Raw genomic sequence first — 16,715 nt, forward strand, 5'->3', positions numbered from 1 at the left:
CCCGGGGCTTGGTGGAAGTCTGTCGTTCAGGCGCATTCCACGGCGGCCGGAGCTCCGGTGCCGTAGGTAAATCGCGCCCGCTGAATCACGACGCCGAGTATGCCCCTGGCCCGGGCGGTCTCGCAAGGAAATCGCCCGAACCGTGGGAACTCAGCTGATCAGGGTGATCCGGTTGGCGGGGCCGGGGGCCACGGGGGCTCCGGCGCCGAGGTAGGCGGTCAGGGCGTCGACGTCGAAGCCGGGCGCGGTGACCCGGTTCGTGCCCTGGCTGAGGTTGGTGAAGCCGTCGCCACCGTTGGCCAGGAAGTCGTTGGTGGTGACGCGGTAGGTGGCGGCCGGGTCGATCGGGGCGCCGTTCAGGGCCAGGTTGCTGACCTTGCTGCCGGGCGCCGCGCTGGTGCTGTAGGTGTACGTGAGACCGGCCGACGGCTGCAGGATGCGCTGGGTGGTCTGGCCGCCGAAGCCGACGAACTGCTGCTCCAGCACGTTCTTGAGCTGCGCCCCGGTGAATGTCTGGGTGACCACCAGGTTGTTGAACGGCTGGACGGTGAACGCCTCGCCGTAGGTGACCGCGCCGCGGGCCTCGGCGCCGCTCGGCGCGTAGGCCAGGGAGGCGCGGACGCCGCCGGGGTTCATCAGGGCGATCTGGGCGCTCGCGCTGGTCCTCGTGTACGCCAGCTGGGCGTCCGCGATGACGTCGCCGAGCGGGCTCTCGCCGCTGGGCCGCGCGTCGCGGACGATGTCGCCGGTGATCTGGCCGACGACCCGGTTGGCGATCGGGGCGACCGCGACCCGGTACTTGTCGGCCACCCGCTTGGCGTTCGCGTCGACCGTGGCCGGGTTCTTCACGAACGCGCCCGCGGCGTCGGTCTGCCAGGTGCCGTCGGGGTTGCGCACGCCGTTCTCGACGATCACGTTGCGGGCCGCGATCGCGGCGAACTTACGCGTGCGCTTGTCCAGCGTGTAGTCGATGTCGGTGATCAGCTGGCCGTTGGAGCCTGCGCTGGTGACCACCGCGGTCCCGCCCCGGGTGGGCAGCGAGCAGCTGTAGAACCGGTGGGTGTGACCGGACACGACCAGGCCGAACTCGGGGTTGAGGCCGGCCACGATCGGCACGATCGGGCCGCTGAAATTGGCGCAGCCGCTCGGGTCGGCGGTGTTGCCCTGGCCGCCGCCCTCGTGCACCAGCAGCACCTGCGCCTTCACGCCGAGCAGCTTGAGCACGTTGCCCCACTTGTTGGCCGTCTCGACCTCGTCGGCGAAGGTGACGCTCTGGATTCCGGCCGGGTTCACGATGCCGGGGGTGCCCTCGAGGGTCATCCCGACAAATCCGACGGGTACGCCGTTCACGAACTTGATGTCGATCGGCGGCAGGATCGGCAGCTTGGTGCGCTTGCTGATGGTGTTCGCGGCCAGGTAGGTGAACTTGGCCCCGCGGAACCCGTCGCCGTCCTGGCACCCGTCGACCGGGTGGCAGCCGCCGCGCTGCATGCGGAGGAGCTCGTCGACGCCCTCGTCGAACTCGTGGTTGCCCACCGAGCTGACCTGGAGGCCGACCTCGTTCATCAGCTCGATCGTCGGCTCGTCGTGGAAGGCGGCGCTGACCAGCGGGGTGGCGCCGATCAGGTCGCCGGCGCCGACGGTCAGCGTGGACCGGCCGTCGGCGCGGCCCTCGGCGCGCAGCTTCTTGAGCCAGGTGGCGAGGTATTCGACGCCGCCCGCGGGGGTGCCGTTGACCGCGGCGCCGCTGCCCGCGGGCGGGTCGATGGCGCCGTGGAAGTCGTTGTAGCTGAGGAACTGCCCCTTGACCGTGCTGCCGTGCGGCAGCCCGTAGTTCACACTCACCGGCGTGAGGCCGGTCGCGGCGGCCGGGCTGCTCGTTTGCGGGATGACGGCGATGACGGCCAGTGCCAGGGCCGGCACCACCAGCCGGCTCAGAACGCGGTGTCTCATATGTGGTTCTCCCCGAATCATCGTTTGGGAACGCCACTCACTCTGGTTGATCGACGCAGGTCACCGCTACCTCTTGTGGATGACAAAACGGTTGTCCACAGGCCCGGGAAGTTGTCGTAGGCCGGGCATAGACTTCACGCCGTCATGCGAACGATCCCGGAAAACCCCCAGCTGCCCTTCGGTGCCCCGCCCGTGAAGCAGGAGCGGAAGCCCGCCCGCCGATTCGACTCCGCCGCGCTGCTCGACGGCCTCAACGGCCCCCAACGCGACGCGGTCACCCATGCCGGGTCGCCGCTGCTCATCGTGGCCGGCGCCGGGTCGGGCAAGACGCGGGTGCTCACCCACCGCATCGCCTATCTGCTGGGCGAGCGCGACGCCCATCCCGGCGAGATCATCGCGATCACGTTCACCAACAAGGCCGCCGGTGAGATGAAGGAGCGGGTGGCCGCGCTGGTCGGGCCGCGGGCCCGGCTGATGTGGGTGTCCACGTTCCACTCGGCCTGCGTGCGCATCCTGCGGGCCGAACACGATCACGCCGGGTTGAAGAGCACCTTCTCCATCTACGACGCCGACGACTCGCGCCGGCTGATGACGCTGGTCGCCCGCGAGCTCGACCTCGACCCGAAGAAATACCCGGCCCGTGGCCTGGCCGCGCAGGTGTCGAACCTGAAGAACGAGCTGGTCGAGCCCGAGGAGTTCGCCGACCGGGCCAAGGGGCCGAACGAGCGGGCGGTCGCCGAGGCGTATGTGCTCTATCAGCGCCGCCTCAAAGAGGCGCACGCGCTCGACTTCGACGACATCATCATGACCACGGTCCACCTGCTCCAGTCCCACCCGCATGTGGCCGAGGCCTACCGCCGCCGCTTCCGGCACGTGCTGGTGGACGAATACCAGGACACCAACCACGCGCAATACACGCTGGTCAAGGAGCTGGTCGGCCCGGGCACGCCGGAGCTGCCGCCGGGCGAGCTGTGCGTGGTCGGCGACGCGGACCAGTCGATCTACGCCTTCCGCGGCGCCACCATCCGCAACATCCTCGAGTTCGAGCGCGACTACCCCGACGCGCGCACCATCCTGCTGGAACAGAACTACCGCTCGACGCAGACCATCCTGTCGGCGGCCAACGCGGTGATCGACCGCAACACCTCCCGCAAACCCAAGCGGCTGTGGAGCGACCAGGGGGCGGGCGAGCAGATCGTCGGGTACGTCGCCGACACCGAACACGCCGAGGCCGACTGGGTGGCCCGCGAGATCGACCGGCTGCACGACAAGGACGACGTGCGCCCCGGCGACGTGGCCGTCTTCTACCGCACCAACAATCAGTCCCGGGTCTTCGAAGAGGTGTTCATCCGGGTCGGCCTGCCGTACAAAGTGGTCGGTGGCGTGCGCTTCTACGAGCGCAAAGAGGTCCGCGACGCGCTGGGCTACCTGCGGGCGATCGCCAACGACGACGACACGGTCAGCATCCGCCGGGTGCTCAACACGCCCAAGCGCGGCATCGGTGAGCGGGCCGAGGCGTGCGTCGAGGCGCTGTCGTCACGGGAACGCATCTCGTTCGGGCAGGCGCTGCGCCGGGCCCGCGAGGCGCCGGGCATCGCCAACCGCTCGGTGAACAGCATCCTCGACTTCGTGCAGGTGCTCGCCGACCTGCGCGAGATGGCCCGCACCGCGCCGCCCGAAGAGGTGCTCGAGGCGGTGCTCCAGCGCTCCGGGATGCTCGCCGAGCTCGAGGAGAGCATCGACCCGCAGGACCAGGGCCGGGTGGAGAACCTGCAGGAACTGGTCAGCGTGGCGCGGGAATACACCGAACGCGTCGAGGCGCAGGCCGACGAGGACGAGCCGCAGCGGGCGACGCTGGAGGGCTTCCTCGAGCAGGTGGCGCTGGTCGCCGACGCCGACCAGCTGCCCGACGACGACCCCGACCACCAGGGCGTGGTCACGCTGATGACGCTGCACACGGCCAAGGGGCTGGAGTTCCCGGTGGTGTTCCTGACCGGGCTGGAAGACGGCGTCTTCCCGCACATGCGGGCGATGAGCGACAACACCGAGCTCGAGGAAGAGCGCCGGCTGGCGTACGTGGGGATCACCCGCGCGCGGCAGCGGCTCTACCTGTCCCGGGCGGTCACCCGGTCGGCGTGGGGGCAGCCGCAGTACAACCCGCCGTCCCGGTTCACCGACGAGCTGCCGACCGAGCTGGTCCGGTGGGAACGCACCGGGTCGTCGTATACGTCCTGGTCGGGCACGGGCGGCGGGGTGGGTGGCCGCGGTGGGGGAGACCGGTCGCGCGGCGGGGGCTTCTCCGGGGGTACGCCGAAAGCGCAGCGCCTCGCCGAACGGCTCGGCATCGACGGCAGCAAGCTGGCCACGGCGAGCGATCTGCCGCAGGCGCCCAAGGTCGAGGCCGGCGACCGGGTCAACCATCAGCGGTACGGGCTGGGCCGGGTGCTCGTCGTCGAGGGGCACGGGCCGGGGGCGCGGGCGCAGGTCGACTTCGGCGACCAGGTGATGTGGCTGATCCTGCGCCACGCCCCCATCGAAAAGCTCTAGTGGTCGTGGGTGTCGGCGGAGGCGGTGGTCTCGCTGCACCCGGGGATGTCCACGCCGTGGGCGCGCATCCAGGCGGTGGGCTCGATCGGGTTCTTGTAGTGGCCCTGGTGCACCTCGAAGTGCAGGTGCGGTCCGGTCGAGTGGCCGGTGGAGCCCTCGAGGCCGATCTCCTCGGCGGCCTTCACCTGCTGGCCGACCGTGACCGTGATCGCGGACATGTGCCCGTAGTGGGTGAGGAACCCGTTGCCGTGGTCGATCAGCACCGCGTTGCCGTAGCCGCCCTCCTCGCCGGCGGCGACGACGACGCCGGCGCCGGCCGCGCGGATGCGGGTGCCGTGCGGGGCGGCCAGGTCCACGCCCGCGTGCAGGCGGCCCCAGCGCTGGCCGAAGCAGGAGGTCACGGAGGCCTCGGGCAGCGGGTTCACCCACGCGGCGGCGGTGACGGTGACCACGACCGGCTTCGGCTTGGGCAGCGGCTTCGGCTTGCGCAGGGCGGGGGCGGACGACCGCTGCGGGGCGTCGGAGAGCAGGTCCTCGGTGGGGGTGACCGCGTCGCGGACGGCGAGGTCCTCCTCGATCGCGTTGTGCGCGGCGGTGCCGGGCAGGTCGGTGGCCGGGTCGGCGGCGGGTTGCTCGGTGGCGGCCTTGCGCCGCACCGGCTCGGCCATCACGGTGCCGTCGGCGCGGCTGGGTGAGGCTACGGCGGCGACACCGACGCCCAGGCCGGCCACGCCCACACCGATAGCCAGGGCGGCGGCCACGATCGCGTGCCGGCCGCGTTCGCCGAGCAGGGCCGGGGCGGTGAGGGAGAAGGAGCGCGCCGGGCGCACGGTGGTCGCGACCCGGGGAAGCAGGTCGGCCGGGGTCAGGGGCGCGGCCGAGGCGAGCAGGTCGAGGTAGGCCAGCTCGGCGTTGGAGGCCGACGCGGGGGAAGCCGGGGTCAGGGGCGCGGCCGAGGCCAGCAGGTCCAGGTAGGCCCGCATGCCGGCGTCATCGGAGTGGTTGTCCACGGCGGTGGCGGTAACGGCATGAAGCTGCACGACGGGCGACCCTCCAGAGATCCACGACAGTCCGACACCTGAGCAGTCGGCAGGGCCGCGGGACCATGAAGCCGAATCGAGGGTGACGCCCGACATCCAACTCAGCTGCAACCGACCTGACCCCCGAAGGGGTCAATGTGGCGGGAGGGACGTTTGGGTGGGTCTGAACGGGCAAGACCGTGAACGTACGTCAGTACGCGGCGTCAGTCAGGGTGTGGCGGAAGGGGGTGGAGCGGTGCGATCAGGAGGAGTAGATCGACTGGATCTCGAGCTTCACGTCGACGCCCCGCTCGCGGAGGAACGGGATCGGGTCGACGGGCTGGCCGCCCTCGTGGATCTCGAGGTGCAGGTGGGTGCCGTACGAGTAACCGGTGTTGCCGACCTGGCCGAGCACCTGCCCGGCCTTCACCTTGTCGCCGGTCTTGACCAGCAGGCGACGGGAGTGGGCGTAGACCGCCTCGGTGCCGTCGTCGTGCTTCACCGTGACGGCGAAGCCGTACCCGCCGTCCCAGCCCGCCTTGGTGATGGTGCCGCCGTGCACTGCCTTGTAGGGGATGCCCTCGCCGGCGGCCAGGTCGATGCCGGAGTGAAGCTTGCCCAGCCGCATGCCGAACGGCGCGGTGAACTGGAAGTCTTCGAGCGGCAGGACCCAGGCGTTGGCCTCGGCGTCGGCGAGCGTCGTGACCTCGTCGTCGCGGTCGGAGCGGTCGGCCTTGTCGTTGTTGCGGGCCTCGATGTCCTGGGAGATCTTCGCCGAGTCGAGGTTGTGCAGAACGGCGGGGCTGACGTCCTTGGTGTCGGGCAGGTTCGAGGCGCCCAGGGCGACGACGCTGGCGCCGACGAAAGCGGCCGTTCCGACAACCGCGTAACGGCTGCGCGGAGGTGTGGGTACGCGTCGGCGACCGCGATAGCGATCGGGCTCGGATGACAAGCGCTGACGCACGTACGATCCTCCGTCGACACCCATATAAGGACCGGCTCTCGGTTCTACCCCTAGGGGCGGGAATCCGGGTTGGCCGGGCGTCTTCCGGGGGTTATCCGGTTGACAGCCGTGGGCCACGGTAACGAAGCAGCGTCCGTGTCACAAGTCGCACCGCCAATTCCCTGACAGTTCCGGAACGGCCTTGCGCAGTGAATGTCCGGATTCGTAGCCTTCCTAGCGACACGCTGCCAGCGTGTCGTCACGTTCCGCCCACGAATTCCATAAATACATTGGCACGTGCGCGGAGTGATGTATCAAACACGTACGGACACCGTCGGTGCTCGGCCGACATGCTTACTCCGTACCCCCTTGGGGGGTTACCGTTCGTTAAGGTGAGTCCGACCGGGGCCGTTCGTCGAGGAGGGGTCGAGGATGCAGGCACGGATCAGGGTCGTGGTGGCCAAACCGGGGCTGGATGGCCACGACCGCGGGGCCAAGGTGGTGGCGCGTGCTCTGCGTGACGCCGGCATGGAAGTCGTCTACACCGGGCTCCATCAGACCCCGGAGCAGATTGTGGAGACCGCGATCCAGGAGGACGCCGACTGCATCGGCCTTTCCGTGCTCTCCGGGGCGCACATGACGCTGTTCCGCAGAGTGATGGAGCTATTGGCGGAACGTGACGCAGCCGACATTGTCGTGTTCGGCGGCGGCATCATTCCCGAGGACGACATCGCGGAATTGCGGAAACTCGGCGTCGCTCAGATATTCACACCGGGCGCGACCACCGCATCCATCATCGAATGGGTTCGCGCCAATGTGGCGACGCCGGTGGCGTGATGACCAGCGTAAATAGCCGTCCTCAGCCCCCACCACCACCCATGCCTGACTAAAGGCAGAGCCTAAAAGGTGAGAGGCCGGACGCACCCCTCACACGTCCGGCCTCTCTATGCACGATGCCCCGCCGCCACCCCTCGACCGACAGGGCATCGGCCGTTCTCGCCGGTTCGCTCAGCGCTCCGACATCACTCTCAACGACGCCCTTGACCGGGGGTTACGCGAGTCCGGCGAAGTTCCCGTACGGGTCATCGGTGTGCCATCTCGCACAGCTCGCACCCGCGCGGGTGCGGCCCTCGGCCGGGTGGCTAATCTCCACGTGAGGCGGCCCGGAACCGGGACGGAAGGAGACACGTGGACCTGTTCGAGTATCAGGGGCGTGACCTGTTCGAACGGCACGGCCTGCCCGTGCTGGGCGGCGGCGTCGCAGAGACCCCGCAGGAGGCGCGCGCCATCGCCGAGCGTCTCGGCGGCAAGGTGGTCGTGAAGGCCCAGGTGAAGGTCGGTGGCCGCGGCAAGGCCGGCGGCGTGAAGCTGGCCGACGGGGCGGACGAGGCGGAGGCCCGCGCCACCGACATCCTCGGGATGGACATCAAGGGCCACACCGTCAACAAGGTGATGCTGGCCGAGACCGCGGACATCAAGGAGGAGTACTACTTCTCCTACCTGCTCGACCGGGCCAACCGCACCTTCCTGTGCATCGCCAGCGTGGCCGGCGGCATGGAGATCGAGCAGGTCGCCGAGGAGCAGCCGGACCGGGTGGCCAAGGTCGCGATCGACGCGAATCTCGGTGTGGACGAGGCCAAGGCGCGCGAGATCGTGGCCCAGGCCAAGTTCCCGGCCGAGGTGGCCGAGCACGTCGTCGACATCGCGGTGAAGCTGTGGGCCGCCTTCGTGGCCGAGGACGCGCTGCTGGTCGAGGTCAACCCGCTGGCCAAGGTGGGCGACGGCCGGGTGCTGTGCCTGGACGCCAAGGTCACGCTGGACGAGAACGCCGGGTTCCGGCACCCCGACCACGAGGCGCTGGTCGACCAGTCCGCGGTCGACCCGCTGGAGCAGGCGGCCAAGGCCAAGAACCTGAACTACGTGAAGCTGGACGGCGAGGTCGGCATCATCGGCAACGGCGCCGGCCTGGTCATGTCCACGCTCGACGTGGTGGCGTACGCGGGCGAGGCGCACGGCGGCGTGAAGCCGGCCAACTTCCTCGACATCGGCGGCGGGGCCAGCGCCCAGGTGATGGCCAACGGCCTCGAGGTGGTGCTCTCCGACCCGTCGGTGAAGTCGGTGTTCGTCAACGTCTTCGGCGGCATCACCGCCTGCGACGAGGTGGCCAACGGCATCATCCAGGCCCTGGCCCTGCTCGGCGAGCGCGGCGAGCAGGTCACCAAGCCGCTGGTGGTCCGGCTCGACGGCAACAACGCCGAGGCCGGGCGCGCGATCCTGGACGGCGCCAACAACCCGCTGGTCGAGCGGGTGGACACGATGGACGGAGCGGCCGAACGCGCCGCCGAGCTCGCGGCTGCGGGGAAGTGACGTAATGGCTATCTGGCTCACCAAGGACTCCAAGGTCATCGTCCAGGGCATGACCGGCTCCGAGGGTTCCAAGCACACCCGCCGGATGCTCGCCGCCGGCACCAACGTCGTGGGCGGCGTCAACCCGCGCAAGGCGGGCACCAGCGTTGACTTCGACGGCACGTCGCTGCCGGTGTTCGCGTCCGTCTCCGAGGCGATCAAGGAGACCGGCGCCGACGTGTCGGTCATCTTCGTGCCGCCGGCGTTCACCAAGGCCGCCATCGTCGAGGCGATCGACGCCGAGATCCCGCTGGCCGTGGTGATCACCGAGGGTGTGCCGGTGCAGGATTCGGCGGCCGCCTGGGCGTACAACATCGCCAAGGGCGAGCGGACCCGGATCATCGGGCCGAACTGCCCCGGCATCGCGTCGCCGGGCTCCTCCAACGCCGGCATCATCCCGGCCGACATCACCCCGGCCGGCCGGATCGGGCTGGTCTCCAAGTCCGGAACGCTGACCTACCAGCTCATGTACGAGCTGCGGGACATCGGCTTCTCCACCTGCGTCGGCATCGGCGGCGACCCGGTCATCGGCACCACCCACATCGACGCGCTCAAGGCCTTCCAGGACGACCCGGAGACCGACGCGATCGTGATGATCGGTGAGATCGGCGGCGACGCCGAGGAGCGGGCGGCCGACTTCATCAAGGCCAACGTCACCAAGCCGGTGGTCGGCTACATCGCCGGCTTCACCGCGCCGCCCGGCAAGACCATGGGCCACGCCGGCGCGATCATCTCCGGCTCGGCCGGCACCGCGGACGCCAAGAAGGTCGCGCTGGAGGCCGCGGGGGTCAAGGTCGGCAAGACGCCGAGCGAGACCGCGCGGCTGATGCGCGAGATCATGAGCTGACTTTCGCGTACGCACGACGACGCGCCGTCCCGATAGAAGGGGCGGCGCGTCGACGTTTCTGCCTAAAGTAGGCGGCAATGCCAGACACGCCCGATCAGACCGACGACTCGATGGCTTCCACGGCCACCGGGGCGGCGCACGACGCCGCCCGCGAGACCGTCCGGGTCGATCTGGCCGACCACAAGACCCGGGTGGTCGACACCGGGGCGCGGCCGACCGTGCCGCTCGACCGCGCCAACCACCCGACCGTCAAGGTTCCCGCCCAGCGCCGCCCCCGGGGCCGCCGGGGCGCGCCGCTTCCGGTCGCGGCCGGCTTCGCCACGCTCTGGGCGGCCCTGCTCTGCTACCTGCCGGTGGCCGCGATCGTCGGCCTGTCCCGCACCTTCGAGGGCGCGGGCGGGCTGGGCGGCGCGGCGGCCGGCGGGCTGGCGGCGTGGCTGCTCGGGCACGGCGTGCCGCTGGGCACCGCGATCGGCCCGGTGTCGCTGGCGCCGCTGCTGATCACCCTGCTCGCCGCCTGGCGGCTGAACCGGGCCGGGCTGCACGTGACCCGGGCCATCGGCGCCCGCCGCAGCGGCTCGCCCCGGGCGGCGTTCCTGGTCGCCGGCACGGTCGGCCTCTGGTACGCGGTCTTCGGCGCGCTCGCCGCGATGCTGCTCAGCGGGCCGGGCCTCGAGGTCAGCCCGGTACGCGCGGCCGGGCAGCTGTTCCTGATCGGCACGGCGGCGGCCCTGATCGGCTCGCTGCGCGGCACCGACGCCGTGGTGGTGCTGGCCGGCTCGCTGCCCAGACCGGTGCGGCACGGGTTGCGTACCGGCGTGGTGGCGACGCTGTTCCTGCTGGCCGCCGGCGCCGCGTTCACCGGGCTGTCGGTGGCGGTCGGCGGCGGCGAGGCGGCCGACATGATCGCCGCCTACCGCACCGGGGTGGCCGGGCAGGCCGGCATCACCCTGGTCAGCCTGGCCTACGGCGCCAACGCCGTGATCTGGGCGACCGCCTACCTGCTGGGCCCGGGCTTCTCGCTGGGCGCCGGCGCCGGGGTGAGCCTGACCGAGGTCACCGTCGGCCCGTTGCCCACGCTGCCGCTGCTGGCCGGGCTGCCCGCCGGGCCGATGGGCGGCGTCGGTGTGCTGCTGCTCGCCGTCCCGGTGCTGGCCGGGGCCTGCGCCGGCGTGATGCTGACCACCCGGCTGCGCCGCGACGAGCCGGACGAGCCGGGCCTGGGGCTGGTGCTGGGTTCGGCGGTCCTCGCCGGTCCGGCCGGTGGCCTGCTGATGGGCCTGCTGGCCTGGTTCTCCAACGGGTCGCTGGGCGGTGGCCGGCTGGCTCAGATCGGCCCCAACCCGTGGCTGGTCGGCGCCCTGGCGGCCGCGGTGATCGCGGTATCCGCCGGAATCGGCGCTGCGGCCACTCGTACGCTGCTCAAGAAATAGGAAACGCCCCGGCCGGCGGCCGAGGCGTTTCGCTTGACGCGTGTCGTCAGGTGGTGGTGCCGCCGAACATGCCGGAAAGAGCACCGGTCGCGAACAGGATGATGTTCAGGATGATGCCGAGGGCGACGATGCCGAAGGTCACGTAGGCCAGTGTCGGCGGCTTGCCGACCTTCCGCGCCTCGACCAGGCACAGGATGGCGAAGACAATGCCCAGCGGCGTGCACAGGAACGCGAAGACGATGCCGAGGACGCCCCACAGCGTCACCTTGTCGTTACCGCTCGCGGCCGGCGGCTGCTGTCCGTAGTAAGGGGGTGGCGTCACGTTTCTTATCCTCCGTGCTTGCTGTTCGCTGTGAACATGATGAAAGAGACGGGCAGCGTAACCGATGATCAGCGGTTTGTGGTGTCCGCTGGTGGACCCGGTTCGGAAGTGTCGCGAAGGGTGCCCCGAAGGGAGGCCGACCGGCCGGGAGATAGGGTGCTCAGGTGACTGACCCCGCGCCCGCCCGCCTGGTCGTCCTCGTCTCCGGCTCCGGCAGCAACCTCCAGGCCCTGCTCGACGCTTCCGCCGATCCGGCGTACGGAGCGAGGGTGGTCGCCGTCGGCGCCGATCGTGACGGCATCGCCGGGCTCGACCGCGCCGCCGCGGCCGGTGTGCCCACCTTCGTGGCGAAGCTCAAGGAGTTCGCCACCCGGGCCGACTGGGACGCCGCGCTGACCGTGCTGGTCGCCGAGCACAAGCCCGACCTGGTCATCTCGGCCGGCTTCCTCAAGCTGGTCGGGCCGGAGTTCCTGGCCGCGTTCGGCGACCGGTACGTCAACACGCACAACGCGTTGCTGCCGTCCTTCCCGGGCATCCACGGCCCGCGTGACGCGCTCGCCTACGGCGTGAAGGTCACCGGCGCCACCCTGTTCTTCGTCGACGCCGGCGTCGACACCGGGCCGATCATCGCCCAGGTCAGCGTCCCCGTGCTCGACGACGACACGGAAGAGACGCTGAGCGAACGCATCAAGGTCGCCGAACGCGCCCAGCTGGTCGAGCAGGTCGGCCGGCTGACGCGTGAAGGGTGGACCATCTTGGACCGAAAGGTACGGATTCCATGATTGACGGCCGTCGTCCGATCAAGCGGGCACTGCTGAGCGTCTACGACAAGACGGGTCTCGTCGAGCTCGCGCAGTCGCTGCACGGCGCCGGCGTGCAGATCGTCTCGACCGGCTCCACGGCCGGGAAGATCGAGGCGGCCGGCGTGCCGGTCACCCGGGTCGAGGAGCTGACCGGGTTCCCCGAGTGCCTGGACGGCCGGGTCAAGACGCTGCACCCGCGGGTGCACGCCGGCCTGCTCGCCGACCTGCGGCGGCCCGACCACGAGCGGCAGCTGGCCGAGCTCGACATCGAGCCGTTCGACCTGCTGGTCAGCAACCTGTACCCGTTCACGCGGACGGTCGCCTCCGGCGCGAGCGAGGACGAGTGCGTCGAGCAGATCGACATCGGCGGCCCGGCCATGGTGCGCGCGGCGGCCAAGAACCACCCGAGTGTGGCCGTGGTGACCTCGCCCTCGGCGTACCCGCTGATCGGTCAGGCCCTCGACGAGGGCGGATTCACGCTGACGCAGCGCAAGCACCTCGCGGCCCGCGCCTTCGCCGAGATCGCCGAGTACGACGTGGCGGTGGCCAACTGGTGCGCCACCGTGCTCGCGCCGGACGAGTGGCCGGAGTTCGCCGGCCTCGCGCTGAAGCGGGAGACCGCGCTGCGCTACGGCGAGAACCCGCACCAGCAGGCCGCGCTCTACGTCGACCCGGCCGCGCCGCTCGGGCTGGCGCAGGCCGAGCAGCTGCACGGCAAGGAGATGTCCTACAACAACTACGTCGACGCCGACGCGGCCTGGCGCAGCGCCAACGACTTCACCGACCCCTGCGTGGCGATCATCAAGCACGCCAACCCGTGCGGCATCGCGATCGGGTCGGACGTGGCCGAGGCGCACCGCAAGGCGCACGCCTGTGACCCGGTGTCGGCGTTCGGCGGCGTGATCGCGGTCAACCGTGAGGTGACCGTCGCGCTGGCCGAGCAGATCGCCGACATCTTCACCGAGGTGATCGTGGCGCCGTCGTTCGCGCCGGCCGCGCTGGAACTGCTGCGTGAGAAGAAGAACCTGCGGGTGCTGGTCGCGCCGCCGTGGGCGCCCGCGCCGGCCGAGATGAAGCAGATCGGCGGCGGCGTGCTGGTGCAGATGGCCGACCGGATCGACGCCACCGGCGACGATCCGGCGAACTGGACGCTGGCCACCGGGGCCGCGGCTTCCGCCGACGTGCTCGCCGACCTGGCCTTCGCCTGGCGGGCGATCCGCAGCGTGAAGAGCAACGCGATCCTGCTCGCGCACGACGGCGCCACCGTCGGTGTCGGGATGGGTCAGGTCAACCGGGTCGACGCGGCCCACCTCGCGGTCTCCCGGGCGGGCGCCGAGCGGGCCGCGAATTCGGTGGCCGCGTCGGACGCGTTCTTCCCGTTCCCGGACGGGCTCGAGGTGCTGCTGGCCGCGCGCGTGAAGGCGGTCGTCCAGCCGGGCGGGTCCATTCGCGACAACCTGGTCATCGAGGCGGCCGAGAAGGCCGGCGTCACCGTCTACTTCACCGGAACGCGGCACTTCTTCCACGGATGAGCTCCGACCAGGTAGTGCACAACGAGACCTTCCGCGGGAAGGACTGGGCTCTCGCCGACGAGAGCCGGGTGCACTATGAGGACTGCGCGTTCCACGACATCGACTGGTCCGAGTCGACGCTGACCGCCTGCACGTTTACCCACTGCCAGTTCGGGAACGTCCGGTTCAACGCGGCCACCTTCGTGCGGACCGCGATCCTGCGCTCGACGATCACCCGGTGCTCGTTCTTCGACGCCACGTTCACCGACTGCAAGCTGACCGGCACCCAGTTCCTGGACTGCTCGCTGCGCCCGCTCACCGTCGACGGCGGCGACTGGGGGTTCACCGGGCTCCGCGGCCAGAACCTGACCGCGGTCAAACTGGCCGGCCTGCGGCTGCGCGAGGCCGACCTGACCGGCGCCGACCTGACCCGGGCCGACCTCAGCGGCGCCGATCTGAGCAGCGTGCAACTCAAGGATGTTGTGCTGAAAGGCGCCGACCTGCGGGGCGCGAACCTCGACGGGGTCGCGCTCAAGGGCGTCGACCTCACCGGCGCGAAGATCGACCTGGCTCAGGCGGTGTTGTTCGCCTCGGCCTACGGAGCCGTGGTCTCAGGCTGATTTCACGGCTGATACGTTCGGCGAAAAAGATGACTGGGAGTGAAAGCATGGGCAAGAAGGTCACTGTCGTAGGCGCCGGCTTCTACGGGTCCACGACCGCACAGCGACTGGCCGAGTACGACATCTTCGACACCGTGGTGCTCACCGACATCATCGACGGCAAGCCGGCCGGCATCGCGCTCGACCTCAACCAGTCCCGCGCGGTCGAGGGCTTCGAGACCAAGGTGATCGGCGCCACCACCGGCCCCAACGGCGAGGGCTACGAGGCCATCGAGGGCTCCGACGTGGTCGTGGTGACCGCCGGCCTGCCCCGCAAGCCGGGCATGAGCCGCATGGACCTGCTCGAGGTCAACGCCAAGATCGTCCGCCAGGTCGCGGAGAACATCGCCAAGTACGCCCCGAACGCCGTCGTGATCATCGTCTCCAACCCGGTCGACGAGATGACCGCGCTGGCCCAGATCGCCACCCAGTTCCCGCGCAACCGCGTCTTCGGCCAGGCCGGCGTGCTCGACACCGCCCGGTTCACCAACTTCATCGCCGAGACCCTCGCGGTGCCGGTGAGGAGCGTCGAGGCGCTCACCCTGGGCTCGCACGGCGACACGATGGTGCCGGTGCCGTCCAAGTGCACGGTCAACGGCAAGCCGCTGTCCGAGCTGCTGCCGGCCGAGAAGATCGAGGAGCTGGTCACCAAGACCCGCAACGGCGGCGCCGAGGTGGTCGCCCTGCTCAAGACCGGTTCGGCCTACTACGCGCCGTCCGCCGCGGCGGCCCGCATGGCCAAGGCCGTGGCCGAGGACAGCGGCGCGGTCATGCCGGTCTGCGCCTGGGTCGACGGCGAGTACGGCATCAACGGCGTCTACCTGGGCGTGCTGGCCGAGATCGGCGCGACCGGTCTGAGGAAGGTCGTCGAGACCGACCTCACCGACTCCGAGGTGGCCGGCTTGAAGGAGGCCGCCGAGGCGGTCCGGGCCAAGCAGGCGGACGTCGCCAACCTCTGATTCCGCCTGGTGTGACCGGGGCCGTCGGCGCGGCGGCCCCTCATCCAGTACGCTCGTACTGCTTAGACGTGAATCGCGGGAAGGGAGCGCCGGCCGATGGCGAAGATCAAGGTCAACAACCCGGTGGTGGAGCTCGACGGCGACGAGATGACCCGGATCATCTGGAAGCAGATCCGGGAGCAGCTGATCCTGCCCTACCTCGACGTCCCGCTCGAGTACTACGACCTGTCGATCCAGCACCGGGACGAGACCGACGACCAGGTCACCATCGACGCCGCCAACGCCATCAAGCAGCACGGCGTCGGCGTCAAGTGCGCGACCATCACGCCCGACGAGGCGCGGGTCGCCGAGTTCGGCCTCAAGAAGATGTGGCGGTCGCCCAACGGCACGATCCGCAACATCCTCGGCGGCGTCGTGTTCCGCGAGCCGATCATCATGTCGAACGTGCCGCGGCTGGTGCCGGGCTGGACCAAGCCGATCATCATCGGCCGCCACGCCCACGGCGACCAGTACAAGGCGACCGACTTCGTGGCGCCCAAGGCCGGCAAGTTCACCATGACGTTCACGCCCGAGGACGGCTCCGAGCCGATGGAGTTCCTCGTCGCCGACTTCCCGGCCGGCGGCATCGGCATGGGCATGTACAACTTCGACGAGTCGATCCGCGACTTCGCGCGCGCCTCGTTCCGCTACGGCCTGGCCCGCAACTACCCGGTCTACCTGTCGACCAAGAACACGATCCTGAAGGCGTACGACGGGCGCTTCAAGGACCTGTTCGCGGAGATCTTCGAGACCGAGTTCGCCGACCAGTTCCGCGAGGCCGGCCTGACCTACGAGCACCGCCTGATCGACGACATGGTGGCCGCCGCGATGAAGTGGGAGGGCGGCTACGTCTGGGCGTGCAAGAACTACGACGGCGACGTGCAGTCCGACACGGTCGCCCAGGGCTTCGGCTCGCTCGGCCTGATGACGTCGGTCCTGATGACCCCCGACGGCCGTACGGTCGAGGCCGAGGCGGCGCACGGCACGGTCACCCGGCACTACCGGCAGTGGCAGAAGGGCGAGAAGACCAGCACCAACCCGATCGCCTCGATCTTCGCGTGGACCGGCGGCCTCAAGCACCGCGGCGTCCTCGACGAGACCCCCGCGGTGACCGAGTTCGCCGAGACCCTCGAGCGGGTCTGCGTCGAGACCGTCGAGGGCGGTCAGATGACGAAGGACCTGGCCCTGCTCATCTCGCGCGCCGCGCCGTGGCTCACCACCGACGAGTTCATGAACGCCCTCGACGAGAACCTGGCCCGCACGCTGGCCTGAAA

14 protein-coding genes are annotated in these 16,715 nt (G+C 70.1%); 10 read left to right on the forward strand and 4 right to left on the reverse strand.

Annotated features, from left to right (window positions below):
* Positions 1-150 precede the first annotated feature (150 nt).
* The gene (locus tag AB0O15_RS15325) at positions 151-1,953 is read right to left on the reverse strand and encodes a bifunctional metallophosphatase/5'-nucleotidase (RefSeq protein WP_364318635.1); all 1,803 of its coding nucleotides are present in this window, start codon (positions 1,951-1,953) and stop codon (positions 151-153) included.
* A 144-nt stretch (positions 1,954-2,097) separates the two neighbouring features.
* Between AB0O15_RS15325 and pcrA the strand changes: the two genes are divergently transcribed.
* Complete coding sequence (gene pcrA, locus AB0O15_RS15330) at positions 2,098-4,500, forward strand: DNA helicase PcrA (RefSeq protein ID WP_364318637.1); 2,403 nt, start codon at positions 2,098-2,100, stop codon at positions 4,498-4,500.
* Here the strand turns inward: pcrA and AB0O15_RS15335 are convergent.
* The gene (locus AB0O15_RS15335) at positions 4,497-5,540 is read right to left on the reverse strand and encodes a M23 family metallopeptidase (RefSeq protein WP_364318638.1); all 1,044 of its coding nucleotides are present in this window, start codon (positions 5,538-5,540) and stop codon (positions 4,497-4,499) included. The genes pcrA and AB0O15_RS15335 overlap by 4 nt on opposite strands.
* Positions 5,541-5,781: 241 nt before the next feature.
* Positions 5,782-6,483 carry a M23 family metallopeptidase gene (locus AB0O15_RS15340; RefSeq protein ID WP_364318640.1) on the reverse strand — a complete coding sequence of 234 codons (702 nt, stop codon included), beginning with the start codon at positions 6,481-6,483 and terminating at the stop codon, positions 5,782-5,784.
* Between the two features lie 411 nt (positions 6,484-6,894).
* Between AB0O15_RS15340 and AB0O15_RS15345 the strand changes: the two genes are divergently transcribed.
* The 4 genes from AB0O15_RS15345 (at position 6,895) to AB0O15_RS15360 (ending at position 11,148) form a co-directional block, all read left to right on the forward strand.
* Complete coding sequence (locus AB0O15_RS15345; RefSeq protein ID WP_364318642.1) at positions 6,895-7,299, forward strand: cobalamin B12-binding domain-containing protein; 405 nt, start codon at positions 6,895-6,897, stop codon at positions 7,297-7,299.
* 351 nt (positions 7,300-7,650) lie between these two features.
* A complete protein-coding gene (gene sucC / locus AB0O15_RS15350) occupies positions 7,651-8,829 on the forward strand; it encodes an ADP-forming succinate--CoA ligase subunit beta (protein ID WP_364318644.1) in 1,179 nt (392 codons plus the stop codon).
* A 4-nt stretch (positions 8,830-8,833) separates the two neighbouring features.
* A complete protein-coding gene (gene sucD, locus AB0O15_RS15355; RefSeq protein WP_364318646.1) occupies positions 8,834-9,715 on the forward strand; it encodes a succinate--CoA ligase subunit alpha in 882 nt (293 codons plus the stop codon).
* A gap of 77 nt (positions 9,716-9,792) precedes the next feature.
* The gene (locus tag AB0O15_RS15360; protein ID WP_364318648.1) at positions 9,793-11,148 is read left to right on the forward strand and encodes a DUF6350 family protein; all 1,356 of its coding nucleotides are present in this window, start codon (positions 9,793-9,795) and stop codon (positions 11,146-11,148) included.
* Between the two features lie 46 nt (positions 11,149-11,194).
* Here the strand turns inward: AB0O15_RS15360 and AB0O15_RS15365 are convergent, their stop codons facing one another.
* Positions 11,195-11,470: a DUF4190 domain-containing protein gene (locus AB0O15_RS15365; protein WP_364318650.1), complete on the reverse strand. Its 276-nt coding sequence runs from the start codon at positions 11,468-11,470 to the stop codon at positions 11,195-11,197.
* 164 nt (positions 11,471-11,634) lie between these two features.
* On the opposite strand from AB0O15_RS15365, the gene purN reads away from it, so the two are divergent.
* From purN to AB0O15_RS15390, 5 genes are all read left to right on the forward strand, one after another.
* On the forward strand, positions 11,635-12,252 hold the full coding sequence (purN, locus tag AB0O15_RS15370; protein ID WP_364318652.1) for a phosphoribosylglycinamide formyltransferase: 618 nt from the start codon (positions 11,635-11,637) through the stop codon (positions 12,250-12,252).
* Positions 12,249-13,805: a bifunctional phosphoribosylaminoimidazolecarboxamide formyltransferase/IMP cyclohydrolase gene (gene purH, locus AB0O15_RS15375; protein ID WP_364318653.1), complete on the forward strand. Its 1,557-nt coding sequence runs from the start codon at positions 12,249-12,251 to the stop codon at positions 13,803-13,805. The genes purN and purH overlap by 4 nt, the downstream gene beginning before the upstream one ends.
* Positions 13,802-14,404 carry a pentapeptide repeat-containing protein gene (locus AB0O15_RS15380; RefSeq protein ID WP_364318655.1) on the forward strand — a complete coding sequence of 201 codons (603 nt, stop codon included), beginning with the start codon at positions 13,802-13,804 and terminating at the stop codon, positions 14,402-14,404. Before purH ends, AB0O15_RS15380 begins: the two co-directional genes overlap by 4 nt.
* Positions 14,405-14,451: 47 nt before the next feature.
* A complete protein-coding gene (gene mdh, locus AB0O15_RS15385) occupies positions 14,452-15,402 on the forward strand; it encodes a malate dehydrogenase (RefSeq protein WP_364318657.1) in 951 nt (316 codons plus the stop codon).
* A gap of 96 nt (positions 15,403-15,498) precedes the next feature.
* Positions 15,499-16,713 carry an NADP-dependent isocitrate dehydrogenase gene (locus AB0O15_RS15390; protein WP_364318659.1) on the forward strand — a complete coding sequence of 405 codons (1,215 nt, stop codon included), beginning with the start codon at positions 15,499-15,501 and terminating at the stop codon, positions 16,711-16,713.
* Positions 16,714-16,715: the final 2 nt, after the last annotated feature.

Source organism: Actinoplanes sp. NPDC089786, assembly GCF_040684855.1.
Classification (GTDB): Bacteria; Actinomycetota; Actinomycetes; order Mycobacteriales; family Micromonosporaceae; genus Actinoplanes.